The sequence below is a fragment of the Bradyrhizobium barranii subsp. apii genome, from assembly GCF_011516635.5.
Lineage (GTDB): Bacteria > Pseudomonadota > Alphaproteobacteria > Rhizobiales > Xanthobacteraceae > Bradyrhizobium > Bradyrhizobium barranii.
The window spans coordinates 132,663-150,069 of sequence record NZ_CP096257.1 but is presented as its reverse complement, the minus strand read 5'-3'; the positions used below and the strand labels follow the sequence as shown (position 1 = coordinate 150,069).

Here is a 17,407-nt window from a genome sequence, read left to right as displayed (position 1 = left end):
CTCTACATTTTCGCATTTGTTGCGCCAATTATAAACAACAAGCTACGTCAGACTGCATGAGACGCGAGGAGAGTGGAACGACGCCTATGCACCAACGTCATAACCACGAAAACAGGAGCTTCGCCGAGTTGGCGAGTCAACTTAATCTATCTGTCCACGATGTGTCATGAGGATCTCGCGGTGAACCGAACCGCGTAGCGCTTCACGTTGAACCCTCGCGACAATGTGCACAAGAAGCGGCGCAGCGAAAATCGTTGTGTGGCGTGGAAGATCGCCAGCTTTTACCGTTCACAGCCGGCACCACCACCAGACATCAATCTCACCATCACTGCGTCCTGCGCCGAATCGAGCCGGGTGCTCGCCGCCAGAAAGAAGTCTTCAGAGAAATAATGGATACGAGGAGAATGGACCTAAAAACCTGGTTTCAGCGACTGACGGACGTCACTTCTGCCGCGAGAACGCAGGAAGTTCTGAGGGACGCGCTGCCGGATCTCGTGGAGGAATTGGGCTTTGACTGCTACGCCTATCTCTACATCCAGCCATCCAGAACTTATGCCTACTCGAACTATTCGCCGGAGTGGCTGAAGCACTATTTCGACAGCGACTACACGACGATTGATCCGGTCGTAAAAACCGCCAGCACGACTTTGCGCCCATTCACCTGGTGCTCCGGAGGCTCCCGCCATTCGGAAACGAAGGAGGTTCGGCGTTTCTATTCCGAGGCCGGCGACTTCGGGATCAGATCGGGTATCAGCATCCCGATACGGACGGCCTGCCGGCACATGTCGATGCTGACGCTCGCATCGAGCAAACCGTCCTTGACCCTCGATAAGGATATCGATCAGATCGCCGCCGTCACGGCGGTCGCGTTCCTGCATGCCAAGCTTGAAGAGCACAATGCGAAGCCGACCGCGCAGCCAACTTTCGAGCTGACGGCCAAGCAGACCCTCTGCCTCAAATGGTCGGCTGAGGGAAAGCCGATGAAGTCGATCGCCACCCTCGAAAATATGTCGTTCGCGACCGTGAATTTTCATCTCAACAACGCCCGCAAGGTGCTCGATGCGGGAAGTCTCGCCCAAGCCACGGCACTCGCGACGAAGCTCGGCCTGATCTGACCGCATCCTGCGCCCCTGGATCTATAGGATGAAACGGCCCCCAGCGCTGTGAACGCAGTGGGACCATTTCGAGTGGGCGCCCGACTGAGGCTGGGGCCGAGAATCAGGTGCCTACAACACAAGATCAAATACGCAGATTTTCTGCGCTGCTCTTACCACGCCTTTGATCCACCTTGACCTCGTAAGAGACTTTCTGCCCCTCACGCAAGTCTGAGAGGCCAGCCCGCTCAACCGCGCTTATGTGCACAAAAACATCTTGACCGCCGTCATCCGGCTGAATGAAGCCAAACCCCTTGGTCGCGTTGAACCACTTCACAACACCTGTCGCCACCGTCCGTCTCCTACTTAAGCAATCGCGTTGACAGTAAATCAGCTTGGACCATTCCCGCAAGCCGACCGGTGTTGATCGCTCAGCTTGTCACCCGTCTGGTGCCATGCATCGAATGGGATGCCCCCGGGCGGTTCATCGTTCTCGGCGACATGGAATTGGACAACGTCTGATCGATCGCGGGCCATCGCGCCTACTGCCACTGCAAGCGTCACATTGCACTACTGAACGCTGACCGCTGGCCGGACGGGCTGTCCGACATCGAGCCGCGGTTTGCCGGTCAGGTCTGCGCCTGCTGCTTTCGAGCGTCCGAGTCGACAGCCGGCGGAACTCGCCGGTAAGTGAGGGTCTACTTGACCCAAATCAATCTGCTTCAGAACTCCTATGGCCTTCTGCTTGGGGGGCGAACGACACGAGACCCAGGAGTTTGCAATGAGGATCAGAACGATAGCCTTTGCAGCAACCGCAGTTCTCTTAACAGCATCAACACTTGCCTACGCAGCGGAGACCTCTTCCACGGTAGGAATGGGGCATCCTAGCGCCGCCGACCTCAACGCCTTGACGGATGCGCGCGTCGGCATGATCAAGGCCACCTTGCAGCTTACGCCCGATCAGGAAAAATACTGGCCGCCCGTGGAAGGGGCCATCCGTGCGAGAGCGAAGAACCGACAAGTCCGCTTCGAGCGGGTGGCCGAACTGCGCGATAGCAGCCCAATGGAAGCGATTGGTGAACGCAATCCGGTCGAACTTATGCAACGTCGAGCAGAAATACTGAGTCAACGCGCGGTTGACCTCAAGAAGCTCGCCGACACGTGGGAACCGCTTTATAAGACGCTAACACCGGACCAGAAGAAGAGGATGGCATTCGCGACATACGCGGCGATGCGCGGGATGCGAGATGCGATTGAACATCAGATCGAAACCGAAGATGACGACGACTAGACTACCTGGCGTGACGCGTCGCGGAGCAACAAGTTTTGGTCCGCGACGATCGTCGATACACGCAATCCGGAATCAACGCATTTGATGGCGCGCCGGTGCCCTGACAATTTCGGCGATGCCCGACGTCTCAAAGGCCAGATTGATGTAGTCGGCCACCTCGTGACGGCTTTTGGCCGGCCAGATTGGCGATCTGGGAGATGATCTTTCAGACATATTCTCTCCAACAAAAGGCCGGCAGAGATGCCGGCCTAATTGGATTGGAGAAAAGTATTAGGACAAGGTCAGTATCTCGCCGCGACCGGAGCGCCGTAGCCGCCAAAGCGATAATTCAAGCGCACGGTGACCATATCCACGTCCTGGCTGATCCGGTCGTTGAGTACGGTAGCGAGGCGGGGATCGGCCACCGAGAAGGAGTTATTTGCGTGCCCCATCCACAGATGGTCGTACTCCGCACCGATCGACCAGTTGGGGGCGAAGCCATACTCAAAGCCGACACCCAAGGTGCCGCCCCAGCGCGTGCTATCCGCCGAGACCAAACCGATCCCGGTGGTGTTGTCGAATATGGTCAGGCGATTGCTGGTCACAGCAGCGCCGCCCTTCACGTAGAGCAGCGCCGAATTCCAGGCCCAACCGAGCTGGCCGGTGAAGAGACCGATTGCATCAGTCTTCGCGGTGGTCGAGAGCGTCGGATCGAAAAGGCTCACGCGCGTGTTCTTGATGTCGGCCCAATCGCCTTGAGCTTCCAATCCAAATACGAACTGATTGGTTTGCCAGCGATATCCAATTTGTCCACCGGCCACGCCGCCGGAACGATCACCGCAGCCGCTCGCGACGGTCCCCACAGCAGTGACGAAATCTACGCAGTTGTGGCTTTGGCCCCAGCCGCCGTTGGCGCCGATGTAGAAGCCGTTCCAATCGTAAATCGGAGCCACCATCGGCGGAGGCGCCTTGGTGTAGGGACGGGCCGCCAAATCCGCCGCGCTTGCCGGTACCGACAGGCTCAGCGCCATCGCGCCAATCAAAATCTTCTTCATATGTGTTTCTCCCAGTCCGCTTCAGTTGTCCCCGAAGCGTTGAGGCCAGGCAGGAGCGCCTGCTTCACTATTCCAGTTCTAATTGTAGGGGAGATGCTGCCGGTAGGCTGTAGCGGCGAAGCCACACTCGCCGGCCAAGTTCGAGGACAAGCTATTAACCCGCCCTATTCGTGAGAGCGCGGTATTTTGGTCCGACTGGTGCATCCGCACACCTCCGCTGACGAGGCGCACAGGATTGCCTTCGGCTTTTCACCGCCTGACGACCGGTACTTTGCAACGCGCTTGAGGGATGGGTTGGGTGAACGCGGGCGGACGCCCCACCGGTCAAGGACCGAGCGGCAGCAGCGCGCCGGGCAAGCTGCGGATCAGGTCGGCTTCGGGACATGCCGCGGCGAACGCAAGGCGAATGCGGCTCTTGGTCTCGACAACCCGGGCGGCGATTTTCAAGAGCCGAAGACGCAGCGTCGCGAACTCGGCAGTGGCCAATTCCCGGACTTTGGGAATGGCGTCGCGCACGGTCAGCATCAGCCAATAAGCGGCGGTATGGAGAACGAGGCGGACTTGATTGGCGAGCGCCGAACGGCAACTGGTGCGATCGGAGGCGAGCTGCGTCTTATGCAGCTTGATCAGATTCTCGGCTTGGCCGCGCGCGCAATACAGGCTGTCGTAGATCCACTCGGCCGAGCCGACATCGAGGCTGGTGACGACGAAGCGGATGTCGAGGCCGAGCATCGTCGCCTCAATACGGGCGACGGTGCGTCGTTCGCGATCCCAGGACTTTGCCTTGTGGCGCGTCTCGGTATAGCCGCGCAGAACCGGCAGGTTCTCGATGGCGCGTCGCGTGCGGATGTCGTCGGCGACCGCGTCGACTTTTCTGGCGAGCGGCTTGGTGCCGGACAGACCGAAGATGTAGTCGATGCCGTTGGTCTCGCACCACGCCATTGCCTCCGGCCGGGCATAGTGCCCGTCGCCACGGAACGTAATTCGCGTGTTGTGCCACCGCGTCCGGATATGCCGTACCAGGCGGCGCAGATGGGCACGCACCTCGACGCCGCCCGGCGTCTTGCCGGGCCGCAGCACGACCGCCACGGGCCGGCTCTTCTCCGTGTCGTAGACGTGGATCGGCAGGAAGCAGCGTTCGTCATAATGAGCGTTGAACAGCGAGAGCTGCTGATGGCCGTGGACGACATCGCAGGTATCATCGATGTCGAGCGTGACGGATGCCGGCTCGCGCGGGTAGCTATCCATCCATGCGTCGACCAAAGTGTAGGTCAGTCGGATCACGTCGCGCAGGCGCGGAGCATTCTCCAGGCGCGACAGCGTCGGTTGGGAACACAGATCGCGACCCGTGTCCGGCAGCCGTCCGCAGGCCAGCTTGAATGCGGGATCGGACCGCAGATGATCGAGGTCGTCGGCGTCCTCGTAGCCGCAGCAGATCGCGAACATGCGCGCGCGGAACATATCGACCAGGCTGTGCACGACCCGCGTCGGATCGCGCCGATCCGGGAACACCCGGGCCAAATTGTCGGCCAAGCCGAGACGCCGCTCGGCCATCGCCAGAAGCATCACGCCCCCGTTCGAGGTCAGCCGACCGCCATCGAAGGCAGCTGTGACTTTCTTGGCGTGAACGGCTGGAAACGAGAAGGGCAGAATCGTATCGTCGGTCATGGCGGGCGTGGTGTTCGCGGCTGAAGGTGATGGGGTTGGCTTTGCAACCGAATCCTACGCCGCATCAGCGCTTTACACCACGCTCGCCAGCCTCTCAGGCGCCCTCTGACGAATAAGACGGGTTAATCCGACTTAAGAATTGCCATTGCCGAATCTTGATACCCCCTATGAGGCTTGCCGCCGCAGGTCGGCATCTTCGGTCATATGCTGGGCAGCCTCGGCTATGCGCTGCTTGGGTCCCTCGCGTCAGCTTGCCGTCGGACGGACTTCCGCGATCTCGCTGATGATGGCCGGCACGGTAGGCTGCTTTGAATTGCGCCAGATCAAGTGCGCTCATGCGCCCGTTGCCTAAAGTTCCCGAGTTCACTGCCACGTCCATTTTGTACGGAGTTCTGCGATGTTGATCAGGACTACCACAGTGAGCCGCCCTGCGGTTGATGGGCAATTGGCGGCCCTTGCCGGCCAGCAGATCATCTGTAGCGAATTTACCTATCGCAGAGGGATGGAAGTATTTGGGGAGGGAGAGGAGGCCGAGTACGTCTACCAGATCGTCTCTGGTACAATCCGGACCTACAAGATGCTCTGCGATGGCCGCCGGCAAATCAACTCGTTCCATCTCGCGGGTGATATGTTCGGGCTTGAGAATGGGATAATTCACCGCTTCACCGCCGAAGCAGTGACTGAGGCCAATGTTCGCATCACGAGCCGAAGCAGCCTGCTCGATACGATTGCGCAGCGGGAGCCGGGCCAGGCAAGCCTTCTCAACCTCGTCACGCGCAATCTTCAGCACGCCGAGAACCACATGCTTCTGCTAGGACGAAAGACGGCGCTCGAGAAGTTAGCCGCATTCCTTTTGGAAATGGACGAGCGGCTTGCTCATCCGAACGTCATGAGCTTGCCGATGAATCGCCGCGACATCGCCGACTATCTTGGATTGACCCTCGAAACCGTGTCGCGCGCGTTTTCGATCTTGCGTGATGATAAGATGCTAAGGTTCGATGGACAAACCCAGCGTCAACTCGTTTTGCTGGATCGGGAAGCGCTTGTGCAGCTCGACGCCTGATCGTGCGAGCACGGCAACGTTCAAGTGCTGCGAGCTGACTTTGTACGGTCACGCCAATTCGTCCGTCGATGTCCTGCTGAAGCGTATGTTTTTGGCGCGCTCTTTCCGGCGCAGACTCGTCGGCTGCAACGAGCTCGACCGGGTTCAGACCTGCCTCGCCTACTGGATGTCGACGAGAAGCTTTTATCGAGGCGCAATATACTGTCGGTTCCCGATCAAAGTCTGGCCATAAATACGAATGCAAGAACCGCCAAAGTTTAACCCAGGTAGCTCTGCATACGTTGCCTGCCGCGGAGTGAGTTGAGCACCCGCGCAGCCGTGTTTGCGCCAGCCAATCTCACTCATGCTGCAGCCCCAGGCCTTGTGCTCGAACACCGGCCAGTAGCGCTCGGCGAACTTCCTGTCGAACCCGCTATTGTGCGCTATGACGATGACTGCATCGTCTACGAAGGTCGCGGTGGCCGCATCGTCGAATCTGTGACCGGCCACCATCTCGGCGGTGATGCCCGTGAGTGCCGTAACGTCCGCCGAAAATAGAACCACTCGGCTCGTGGAAGGCGGAGAAGGTGTCGCGGACGCCGACGATCCGCCCGTCCGGCGTATAGTCGAACTTGAGCATCCCGAGCTCTATCATCTCGTCTCTGGCGTGATCGAGGCCGGTCGTCTCGGTGTCCACTAGGACGCTGGTCTTGCAACCTGCCCGATGGTCGGCTGGGACGCGGCCCGCGGTATCAGGCGCCGCAACACTCGGTAGTCGGCCGACTGGCTCAAAGCCTCGGCCATCGCGGCCAGATCCGATGCGTCCTGAAGCATATCTTTCAGGGAATGCGATCTGATAGGCTCGGTAAGGTCGTACAATACCGTGTGCGCAGTGCACGGGGTGGCGCAAAGCCGCGCAATTCGTCGCGCCCTCGCCGGCATGTTCACGATTTTCGGCGACCATCCGCCGTCCAGAGCGGAACGGCCCTCCGTCAGGCGACTTGATCTCCCGAAGAGGCATAAATTCGGAGAGGAACCATGAAGACGATATTGGCAATAGCCTGCCTGACCGCACTCGCCTTCGCGTCGCCGGCGGAAGCCAAGGGATGCATTAAGGGCGCCATCGTCGGCGGTGTCGCTGGCCACATGGCCGGCCATGGCAAGCTCGGCGCGGCGGCGGGATGCGTCGTCGGATATCACGAAGCCAACAAGCAGAACCCGAACAACTCGAACGCTCAGGCTCCCTCGGGCCAGAAGTAGCGCGCGAGCACCTGGGCTGCGCCGTGAAGATCAGATCTCATTCCGAGAGCCACATCGTCGAGCTCGACGATGGCTCGCGCTGGAAGATATTTCCCGGCGACCTCGATCTGACGCTGAACTGGAAGCCCGAGACGGAAATCGTCGTCATGCCGGCTGACGATGATCTCAGTTCTCACCTGCTGGTCGGCGGAGACGCAAAGGTGCGGGCGATCGCCGAGGGCGAAAGCTGGTCGGCAGGTGAGGTCAAGGCGGTGCTGAAGGAAGGATAGGGATGTGCAGCGCGGCGGCCAGACCTTCAGAAAAAGTCTGCAGCGAGGTTCAGGCCATAGGTCATCGCCGCAAGAAGGGAGAGCAAAAGGCCTGCGCCGCAAAAGATCATGATGGTCTTGAGCCCATCGGAGCCGCCGACGTCCACGCTCGCGGAACGCAACAGCACTTTGGCGAATGCGATCATCGTCGGTCTCCTCGAGAGTAAGCGGCGTGACGAGGATAGCCGAGGGCAGCTTCGGCGAGTGTGAACCAGCTCTCAGGTCCGCTGGATCTCGATCGGGTGGGTAGCTTGCCCAGTGGCAGCCTTTTTGAGGGCATCCCGCTCCCGACAGAGATTATCGACCTTGGCTCGCATCCGGACGAGCAGCAGTTCAGCGGATGCCGTCGGGACGCCGGCCCGCTGCAGCATCCGGATCTCGCTCTCCTGAGCGCTGAGCTGCACTAATCAGCCCGAGGAGTATTTCAGCCGTTTGCGCTGCGCTGAGATCGGTATCCACCATCATATTGCTGGCGGGCTACGCGCAGGTTTTTGAGCTGCTTTGGCACCGTCCTAATCTTCGTAGTCGATGGAGCCGGCTGCCCCAGCCCGGCTGGCTGGGGGCCGTGGGCGGCCGAGCCGGGGCAACGCCTCGCTGGGCGGCGGGCCAGTGTGGCGCTTCCCTACGCTACGCCGCGTATTGAGCTATTCAACGGAGAACCGTAGCGAAAAGCGGCGGTTGCAACGCGAAGCGCAGCCCGGAGGAGCGCGATCGCGGCTGGCGGTGCAAGCGCTTCACTCCGGGCGCAGTCGCCCGCGCGCCTGCGTCCCGCGCTGACTTACTGACCATGTCAGCGAAAGAATGAGGCGGAGCTACGACCTGTGCCCCGCCGATCGATGCCGGAAAATGGCGGATGCGCCGCAGCAACTTAATCGCGTCGCTTTCTTGATCGCGCTCAAGCCACAAGGGTGCCTCAGCGATTCCCTGGCTTCTTCAGGTAAAGAAGCCAGGGATGCTTCCACTCGGCGCCGCCCACGCGGTATAGGCAGCATCGTCAGGTTGCATCAAAACGCAGCTTCGCGCCATTAGCCATTGGGGTTAGCGACTTTTGTCGGCATGGCACTGGATCTCCCCGCCAGCCCAGCCAAAAGCCCCTCCCGGGGCGGCTTTCGCGCGCCCTTGGGTTGCATTAAGCTTGAAAGCCGATGTTTGAGGCAGTGGGGAAAATATCATGGAAGACGCCCTAGAACGGGCCTACCCATGAAACCGCTAATCGGACTTATCGCGCTGCTCTTTACGACCGGCGCATTTGCACAAGCCGCTCCCCCGAAGGCGGCTAAAAGGCCGCCCGTTCAGATCAGGCCGCAAGCGCCAATGGGTTGCAAACTGGTCGGCACGGTCAGGGGCACCAAGATCTGGGCGGGCGACTGCATTGCTGCGGCACCCGCCGCGGAAACTCCACCACCGCCATCACCCCCGCCTGCACCGCCTAGTGGCCTCAGCGCCCCTGCAGAGAAGCAGTGATTAGGCGACGTTCCGCCGGCCGGTTGAGAATCGGTTGAGGCAAAGAAATGACAGTCGTCGACCTAAAGGAGCTAGCCCGTCTTATTCGTCAGAGGGCGCCTGAGAGGCTGGCGAGCGTGGTGTAAAGCGCTGATGCGGCGTAGGATTCGGTTGCGAAGCCAACCCCATCACCTCAACCGCGAACGCCACGCCCGCCATGACCGACGATACGATTCTGCCCTTCTCGTTTCCAGCCGTTCACGCCAAGAAAGTCACAGCTGCCTTCGATGGCGGTCGGCTGACCTCGAACGGGGACGTGATGCTTCTGGCGATGGCCGAGCGGCGTCTCGGCTTGGCCGACAATTTGGCCCGCGTGTTCCCGGATCGGCGCGATCCGACGCGGGTCGTGCACAGCCTTGTCGATATGTTCCGCGCGCGCATGTTCGCGATCTGCTGCGGCTACGAGGACGCCGACGACCTCGATCATCTGCGGTCCGATCCCGCATTCAAGCTGGCCTGCGGAGGCTGCCGGACACGGGTCGCGATCTGTGTTCCCAACCGACGCTGTCGCGGCTGGAGAATCCGACTGACCTACACTTTGGTCGACGCATGGATGGATAGCTACCCGCGCGAGCCGGCATCCGTCACGCTTGACATCGATGATACCTTCGATGTCGTCCACGGCCATCAGCAGCTCTCGCTGTTCAACGCTCATTATGACGAACGCTGCTTCCTGCCGATCCACGTCTACGACACGGAGAAGAGCCGGCCCGTGGCGGTCGTGCTGCGGCCCGGCAAGACGCCGGGCGGCGTCGAGGTGCGTGCCCATCTGCGCCGCCTGATTGAAAATCGCGAGGCACCGTTTCTTGCTGAAATCGAACGTCTTCGGTTGTAGGAAAGCCCGAAATCCAGTGAGGCCAAGGGTCTGAATGAAATAGAGCGCGTCAGCCATTTGTTTCCTTCGCCGTCGGAGGATTTGCTCGGTTGCCCGCGAGCTTGACTATCGCCGTTTTCGCCTTAGCCACGGCATCTGGCGTTGGGGATGCCTGTAGGAGATGTGCTCCAAGAATGTCGGCGAGGCCAACATCCACGCCTTCTTTTTCGAACAGGTGTTTGGCCAGTCCGGCTAAGAACTCCGCGGTTGACTGACCTGGCTCTTTCTTCTCTTGCATGCGCGCTCTCCCGGAGCAAAATTATAGCTTCACCACTTTTGGATGCATACCGAAATCGGGGTACGTACGCGGAATTTAGCGCTGTCCTCGCCATCCATTGGACACCACAAGACAACTGTAGACCCGAGAGGCCAATCGTTATTTGAGAAGCGATGGCTCGCACACGCGAAGCAGCTGAGATCAAATTTCACCCGTGGATGCGGTCAGATCCACCGTCGCGAACCTTATGCTGTGACCCTGAATGACAACCGTCTCGTCTAAGGTTCCCCAGATGGACGGATGCAAGAGCAAACCCTGAGCGTGATCTGCCAGGGGATCTCCGCGGCCAACCTGTGAGCGAAGATAGGCATACCCGGACCCGCCTTCCATCATTCAGGTTTTCGGTGATCGTGCCGATCGCTTTGATGGCCATCACGGAAACGGCTTTATCCTGATTATCAAAGGGCAAACCGTGTTTGCGCGTATACGACGACTTGATCGCGATGCGGTCCCCGGGGCGCATAGATCGCACCAATTCGAGGTACCTGTCTTCGTAACCGTTTTCCCAGATCCCCTCCGCCAAGAAGCGTGGCATCTGATCTTCTGTACCGCCGTAAGTTGCCCCCACGAACCAAGTCGCCTTTGATCCGCTTTGAGTTGGTGCGTTGTTCATTTTGCTCCTTCAGCAGCACTGGTCGATTTAGCAATGTATCCGTTAGAACGCTCGTTTTTGGTACATCCCACGCCGGAGCCTTTGGCCTCGAACCTGTATGTGTAGTTACGAAGTACCAAGCGCGTTCTCGGTCAGCCATTCCTCGACAAGCATAAAATGCTTCAACTTTGACCACCTGCGTCGCCCCGACACGTTAGAAAATGCTCGTCGGGCTTGCTTGGATCAAAGGCGATAAATTCGATCCTATGCCAATAACTGCGCCCACAATCGGCATGTGAATGAAGCTATACAACACGGGGCTTCCCGTCGCCTGGGCGATCATTTGACTGTACAGGGCGAGTTGAGGCGAAAATTCCTTCGCCTTTTCGACCCAGGTGTCTGGCGCACCCGGGAATGACTTGTGATCGATGATCACGAAACCCTCAGCCGTCTCAAGCAACAGGTCAATTCGGCCGCTAGCGCGTTGATCGCCGATACGGCTGAACACAGGCAGCTCATGATGCCGCCGGGCTTCGGGCCAGCGATCCGTGATAAAGCGGTCGAGTCTTTTGCTGGCTTCGATTAGTGACGCGGGTAATAAGGCCCCGCCGACGCCCCAGCGATCGAGTGCTTCTTTCGCCATGGCCTCGCGCTCTGCTAATGGTCGGTTGATGCGGTCGGCCGCGAGGAAGCCGTGAACCGCCTCTCCAAGGAGGCGCATGTCATGGTTACCGCTGATGGGCAAGCGCCGTCCGATTTCGATCGGTGTATCGGCGATAGGGGCGCGATGGTCGTTATTGTCTTGCGAGGCAGCACTCGGCGACAGCCGCGCTGGAGGAAATTTAGGCGGCTCTCCCGAAAGAGGGAGTGGAGCGAACCAGGCGACAGCAGGAGCCTCATCCTGAACAGCGGCTGCTGGGGTAAGACCTGCAGACCGCACCACCATGGTGAAGGTTTCGCCGTCGACATTCACCTGGGTTTCGCCATCTGTTGCCGGCAGCGTCAGGACGGGCGTGCCGTCTGCTCGCGTCAGGATGTCTATCCAAGACGATGACGCAGATGGTCGGGTAGCGAATACCAAATAATCTCGCGCCCGGGTCATCCCCACATAGAGGAGTCTAACAAGCTCGGCGAGCTCAGCTTCGGTTCGAGCCTGAGCCTGTGGACTGGCAGACGCCGTGGCGTCGAGATGTACGTCCTTCTCCTGGTCACCATACGGCCACGGCCAAAATCGAATCCAACGTCCTGCTAATGGGTTCCAGGGATCCAATCCGCCGGCAGGCGATTCCGAGTAAACTCCGAAGGGCGAGCGCTTCGCTCCATCTTGGAGGTCAAGCAAGATCACGACTGGCCATTCCAGGCCTTTGGCGCGATGATAGGTGAGCACGCGCACGGCATCGTCACCTTCAAAGGCTGGACGCTCACCGCCGTTCTCCAAGCCCTTCGAGAGATACGCGACCAACCCGGCAGCCGTGGCGGCGCCACGCGTGGCTCGACAGGCATCCTCGTACAAAAGCGCAACTTTACGGAGCGCATCTAAATTCGCTAGCCGCTCGCCCGGGCGGTCCCACCGGTGGACGAGCTGGTCGATGCGGGCCGCAGCGATTGCTGTTTCTAGCGCCTCCGCAGGTGTCAGATGGGCGAGGTTGTCGCGTTTTTCGTCGAGAGCGACGATCGCCTCGCATTGGGACTTCACCACACCGGCGCCCTTCGTCAACCAGACGGCCAGCCAGTTGCCATTGCCTTCGTTGAAATGGGCAAGCTCGGCAACAGCCAACGAGTCCGCGGGGTCAACCAAGTAGCGCAACGCTGCAACTGCCAGAACTGCCTCCGCTGTATCGAGGAGACCGTTTCTCGGCATCGCAGCGGGGATGCCTAAGGCGCCAAGCACATCGGCAACGGCCTTGCAGCGTTCATTCTGACGACAAAGGATGGCTATATCGCTCGGCTTCAGTGGTCGGCTTGTTCCGTCCGCGCGGTTGATTACCGGGGTTGCAGCTGGCGATGCCAGCATTGACTGAATACGCCCGCCCAGGGCTTGCAGCGCGGACGGCCAGTTCTTCCCATCTAACTTCCAATGGTGCAAGGCCGCCCCGAAGCCAGGCGGCTCGGGCCGATGGAAGTTCGGGATTACGACTTTGTCGGCGGGGACACCCTTTGGCGGAAATGCCGCGCCGAAGACAGCATTTGCAAATCGGACCAGACTGGGACGCGAGCGCCGTGACGTATCGAGGGATTCCTCGGCGCCCCCTGTCGCCGGCCTAATTTTCTCGATCACCGCATTTACGAGCGCAGGATCGGTCTGCCGAAAGCCAAAGATGGCTTGCTTCTGATCGCCGACCCAAAGCGAGCGCTTGACGGCTTTTGCCATCTCTAGGAATACCGCCAGCTGTATAGGGCTGGTGTCCTGAAATTCATCGACCATCAAAAGGTCGAATCGCTCCCGCATCCGAGCGCGCACCTCGGGCTGTCGAAGGAGCTCAAGGGCGAGCGCCTCCTGGTCCGTAAAGTCGAGGAGCCCGCGAGCCCGCTTGAACTCCGAGAAATGATCAAGCGCATCTGCCGCGCAGGAAAAAACGAGATCGATGAATTCGCGAAGGTCGGCGTGCAGACGTGGATGCGTCGGATGATGCGCGGCAATCGCCCTAACCGTCTGAAGGAAGGGTTCGGATGCCTTCGCAGCTTTGAGCTTTGAAATCCGCGCCCATGCGTCCCACGCCAAGGGACGTCCATTCGACATCTGAGACGCGATCCGGCGTAGCGTTGTCAAAGCGTCTTTTGTTGTCTTGGTCACGTCGCCGCCCGCGTCGATCTGCGAGATGCAACTCCGAATGGCCTCGACCAAGGCGCGGTCAAGATCGGCCGCGGTTTCATTGGCGGCGACCGGGGCAAGAAGTGGTTCGATGCCCTGCCAAGATTTAAGGGCAAAGTCGGCAAATTGCGTTGGTACCAAGCCGCTTCCACGCGCCAGATTGACGATGTCCAATACGGTCTTTCGCCAGTCGTCTTGCCGCAGGCGTTCCGCGATCGGGTCTATCTTTGGCGAGAATTGTTGGATCGCTTCCTCGGTTGCCAAACCGAAAAGAGAATTGGCCATCTCCGGTGGGATTACCTCGGCGACCGGCGAAAGGCCCCCGTCGATTGCGAAGTCACTTACCAAGCGGCCGCAGACGCTGTTCACGGTGCCGACTAGTCCGGCTAGCGCGCTTTGAGCCGCTTCGGCGTAGCCCTCTTGAATAAGGCGAGCGCGGACTCGTTCCACCAACTCGGCGGCTGCCTTGATGGTGAAAGTCGTCGCAATGATGCGCGCCGGAGACGCGCCGTTCTGGGCGACGTTCACATATTCCGTACTTAGTCGCCATGTCTTTCCAGTACCAGCTCCAGCACTGACAACGGAGATCGGCCCCATATCGGTCATCGCCGACCTCCTTCGATCGACGCGCCACAAAGTGAGCCGTAGTCGCAAAATCTGCAGCCGGGTTCGACCTGGGGCATGGGATCAACGTCTGTATCATCAGTTCCAGCCTCAACGCCCCTTACCAGAACATCACCGCGCTCCAACTGCTCCATACGATGGTCGTATGCCGCACGTAACGCCGCCCATGTCTGCTTAAGATCTGAGCCGGGCACATGGTGGGCGGCGGGGAAGGGATAGGGGCTGGTGAAGAGGAGGCTCTGTTGTCGCAGCATAAAGTACCCGGCTCCCAACGGAGTGCGCCCGGCCTGTTCCTCAAGCCAGGTGTATCCAGCCAGCTGAAGGGCGCGCCCTTCCTGAACCTCTTCACGACGATATTTGTCTCGCGTTGCCCATTTGAGATCGAGGACGACCGATCTTCCCTTCGGATCCTCCAGGACGAGATCCAGATAACCTTCGAAGTCTTGACCTGGGGCAAATGCGACAACCACTTCTTCTTCGCATCCCCTAACGGTCAAGCCAGCATCGGAAATCATCTGAACAAGCAGACGAATCGAATCGGATACGCGCGCCTTGGCTCTCTCATATTCGACGGCATAGCCGAGTCGCAGCAAAGGCGCAGCCGTTTGGACCACAAGGCTATCAAACATTTTTGCAGACGCGCTCGCGGCTTCTTGCGGAAGCCAAGTCTTTCGTTGGGCGAAAAGATTCTCGACGACGGCGTGGGCAAGTATGCCGACCAGATTCGCATCATCGGGCAAGACGTTGAGGGCGCCAGGACGAACACGTGCGCCATAGTTCAACGCCCAGGCTAGCGGGCATTCGATCATCGTTTTGATGCTGGTGATTGACTCGATAGGTCGGCGGGCAATCGTCGAAGCGGGGACGATCCATCGGCGTCGCGCGGTCGGTAATGCGAGCGGGCTAATTCCTTGACGCTTGATCTCGCGATCGCCGAGCCGAGCTGTTTCGCCGATCGCGATGGCCTGAGCCGGAATTCGCGCTTTAGTGACGGCCTGCAGCAACTCGAGCTGCGCAAATATTTCGTGCCACAATGGATGCGGCGTCGCTGTTTCTCCTCGAAGACGGCGAGGCATTATGAGGATCGCCCGAGACCGTGCTCCTAGGAGCGCTTGGCGCCAACTGGCGGCCTCGCGCAGGACGGCGTCTTCGATCGGTTCGACATGGGCATCGACCGCGGCCAGTGCTGCGATTTCGGCGCTCGACCAAGGCTGACGAGGCGGCGAGCTGACGTCACCCGAGAATCCCCACCAAACCACGGTGTCGGCTGTCCCCCAAACCTGACCGGGGGCATCAACAACCGACCAAGGAGCAGCCTCCTCGGTTGCTGCCGGCGCCGACGCGCCTTCGGCGGTTACCGCATCGATGATGCGGCCAAGTTGGATTGCAGGGATGTGAGACACGCCTAGGGCTGCGATCGATTCGCTGAGCGCCGAGGAATGTGCTGCAGCCGTCAGGAAAAGGTAGTCTCTATCGCGTTGTGCACCCCCCCCGGACCATTGAGCGATGCGATGGCATACGTCTTGGACCCGTTGAACGGGGATGCCGTCGGATCGACGAAATCGCTGCGGTTCGAGCCAGAACTTCCATTCGTCCTGTGCCTTCCGAATTTCGCTCTCGATGGCAGCATCATCCAGCCCGTCGGCACGCCGCCAGCCGGTCAGGTCGCGGATGCAGTCTTGCCACGCTTCTATCCATCGCTCTCCACCGATGCCCGGTTCGTCCATCAGGGCACGAACAAATCGCCGAGACACAAATGGGGGAAGGGGAGATCGTGGCAGGCTTAGGAATTCCAGAATCCTCGCAGGCTCGAGTGGGTCCCACAAAATCTCTAACGCTAGCGGCAACACCTGAAGTGCGCTGCGTTGAGGCGATGTTTCGGTCCAGCCCGGACGGGGAAGGCCCAATCTGCGACAGGCGGCATCAAGAGCTGGGCATCCGTTTCCGCGGACTATGACTGTTTCCCGATTGTCTCCTGAGGAGAGCCAGGCAGCTACGGCATCGGCCGCTTGCCACTCATCGTCGGCGTCAAGAATGACGAGGCTTCCATCTCCAACGAATTTTTCCGCTTTGTCGCCGCGTAGCGCGCATTGGATGGCTACGAGATCGGAGTCGCCCGTGTTCACCGAGGGCTCCAACGCGCGGATAGTGATTCCGCTGGCGCGGAGACGGGCTAACAAGCGTCGCCACATCAATGGGAGCCGTTCTTCGGACGAAACGACATCGATTGTTTCGACCGGGAGGTCGTGCCCGTTGGTTAGGACCTCTAAGATGGCGTGAATTCTCTCTCCTGGACAACTTCCTAGAGGTTGGCTCCCTGCCATCTCGAGCGACGCCATCGTTTCGAGGCGCGGTCCTGCGCTTTCGATCTGCTGGCCTTGCCAGCCGGACGCATAGAGCTCGTCACGCCAGGCCAGTATATGTTTCGCTGTTGCCCAGGCATCCCGCACGAAGGAGCCGGAATAGAAGCGTGATCCATCATCGTGCGAACGCAGACGCCCCTGATATCTGGCAATGCGAACTGCTGCCGGCGTATTGGGGCCAACCAAGCCGAGGGCGGATTCGAGCAGGTTAAGAAAGCCGCTTGGGCCAACCACAGGCTGGCCAATTGCGGCTGACGACCCATTTGCTGTTTGCGGATGACATGGGCCGTCGAGCTTCCATCCAAAAACGACGTGCATCTCCGCCCCATCCCATGGAGTGCAAACTTTAAAACGAAAGAATTCTAGTCATTTACTGCGGATTAAAGGAACTTGGCTCGGATTAGAAATATTGGCGGCCGGAGGCAGCAGGTCTCATCGACTCAGTGCCTATAATGCATATGTAAATATTATGTGTGGAAGAATTATTCAGGCGTCCGGCCCCCTTCGTTACCAGTTGGTCGATGGACGGCGACGCCAAGGCCCGGCACGAGGCGGCGAACCGGGCGTCCATTGCGACGGATCAGGCGGTCGCGCACGCGGCCGGTTCAGCAACCTAGCGCGCGCTTTCGATTTTCTGTATTAGCCGCGCGAACTCCCGCTCAGGG

14 protein-coding genes and 1 pseudogene are annotated in these 17,407 nt (G+C 59.7%); 7 read left to right on the top strand and 8 right to left on the bottom strand.

The features are described 5' to 3' along the window. The first annotated feature begins 263 nt into the window (after positions 1–263). Positions 264–1,115 (top strand): autoinducer binding domain-containing protein, encoded by an 852-nt coding sequence (locus tag HAP41_RS49740; RefSeq protein ID WP_224581099.1) that lies wholly within the window; start codon positions 264–266, stop codon positions 1,113–1,115. A 124-nt stretch (positions 1,116–1,239) separates the two neighbouring features. Here HAP41_RS49740 and HAP41_RS49735 read toward each other — a convergent pair whose 3' ends face one another. Then, positions 1,240–1,446: a cold-shock protein gene (locus HAP41_RS49735; RefSeq protein WP_166107232.1), complete on the bottom strand. Its 207-nt coding sequence runs from the start codon at positions 1,444–1,446 to the stop codon at positions 1,240–1,242. A 429-nt stretch (positions 1,447–1,875) separates the two neighbouring features. Between HAP41_RS49735 and HAP41_RS49730 the strand changes: the two genes are divergently transcribed. After that, entirely contained in the window at positions 1,876–2,385 is a 510-nt protein-coding gene (locus tag HAP41_RS49730) for a Spy/CpxP family protein refolding chaperone (RefSeq protein WP_224581098.1), read from the top strand. 281 nt (positions 2,386–2,666) lie between these two features. Here HAP41_RS49730 and HAP41_RS49725 read toward each other — a convergent pair whose 3' ends face one another. Both HAP41_RS49725 and HAP41_RS49720 read right to left on the bottom strand, forming a co-directional pair. Next, on the bottom strand, positions 2,667–3,419 hold the full coding sequence (locus tag HAP41_RS49725) for an outer membrane protein (protein WP_166107230.1): 753 nt from the start codon (positions 3,417–3,419) through the stop codon (positions 2,667–2,669). A gap of 324 nt (positions 3,420–3,743) precedes the next feature. Continuing rightward, a complete protein-coding gene (locus tag HAP41_RS49720; RefSeq protein WP_166053720.1) occupies positions 3,744–5,087 on the bottom strand; it encodes an IS1380 family transposase in 1,344 nt (447 codons plus the stop codon). A 171-nt stretch (positions 5,088–5,258) separates the two neighbouring features. Here HAP41_RS49720 and HAP41_RS49715 point away from each other — a divergent pair. From HAP41_RS49715 to HAP41_RS49700, 4 genes and pseudogenes are all read left to right on the top strand, one after another. After that, positions 5,259–5,391, top strand: a pseudogene (locus HAP41_RS49715) (SulP family inorganic anion transporter); the annotation flags it as partial. Positions 5,392–5,484: 93 nt separating this feature from the next. Continuing rightward, positions 5,485–6,150, top strand: coding sequence for a helix-turn-helix domain-containing protein (locus tag HAP41_RS49710; protein WP_166107229.1), 666 nt, complete (start codon positions 5,485–5,487; stop codon positions 6,148–6,150). A 1,017-nt stretch (positions 6,151–7,167) separates the two neighbouring features. After that, positions 7,168–7,389, top strand: a complete 222-nt coding sequence (locus tag HAP41_RS49705; RefSeq protein WP_166107228.1) for a hypothetical protein — start codon at positions 7,168–7,170, stop codon at positions 7,387–7,389. 23 nt (positions 7,390–7,412) lie between these two features. Then, complete coding sequence (locus HAP41_RS49700) at positions 7,413–7,658, top strand: hypothetical protein (protein ID WP_166107227.1); 246 nt, start codon at positions 7,413–7,415, stop codon at positions 7,656–7,658. Positions 7,659–7,684: 26 nt separating this feature from the next. On the opposite strand, the gene HAP41_RS49695 is transcribed toward HAP41_RS49700, so the two are convergent. Next, positions 7,685–7,843 (bottom strand): hypothetical protein, encoded by a 159-nt coding sequence (locus HAP41_RS49695; protein WP_166107226.1) that lies wholly within the window; start codon positions 7,841–7,843, stop codon positions 7,685–7,687. A 72-nt stretch (positions 7,844–7,915) separates the two neighbouring features. Beyond that, entirely contained in the window at positions 7,916–8,068 is a 153-nt protein-coding gene (locus tag HAP41_RS49690) for a hypothetical protein (protein ID WP_414643412.1), read from the bottom strand. A gap of 1,289 nt (positions 8,069–9,357) precedes the next feature. On the opposite strand from HAP41_RS49690, the gene HAP41_RS49685 reads away from it, so the two are divergent. Continuing rightward, positions 9,358–10,035 carry a transposase gene (locus HAP41_RS49685; protein WP_166107224.1) on the top strand — a complete coding sequence of 226 codons (678 nt, stop codon included), beginning with the start codon at positions 9,358–9,360 and terminating at the stop codon, positions 10,033–10,035. 49 nt (positions 10,036–10,084) lie between these two features. Here the strand turns inward: HAP41_RS49685 and HAP41_RS49680 are convergent, their stop codons facing one another. From HAP41_RS49680 to HAP41_RS49660, 3 genes are all read right to left on the bottom strand, one after another. Then, positions 10,085–10,312, bottom strand: a complete 228-nt coding sequence (locus HAP41_RS49680; protein ID WP_166107223.1) for a hypothetical protein — start codon at positions 10,310–10,312, stop codon at positions 10,085–10,087. Between the two features lie 845 nt (positions 10,313–11,157). Next, positions 11,158–14,361 carry a UvrD-helicase domain-containing protein gene (locus tag HAP41_RS49665; RefSeq protein ID WP_166107222.1) on the bottom strand — a complete coding sequence of 1,068 codons (3,204 nt, stop codon included), beginning with the start codon at positions 14,359–14,361 and terminating at the stop codon, positions 11,158–11,160. Next, the gene (locus HAP41_RS49660) at positions 14,358–17,060 is read right to left on the bottom strand and encodes a PD-(D/E)XK nuclease family protein (protein WP_166107220.1); all 2,703 of its coding nucleotides are present in this window, start codon (positions 17,058–17,060) and stop codon (positions 14,358–14,360) included. Before HAP41_RS49660 ends, HAP41_RS49665 begins: the two co-directional genes overlap by 4 nt. Positions 17,061–17,407 lie beyond the last annotated feature (347 nt).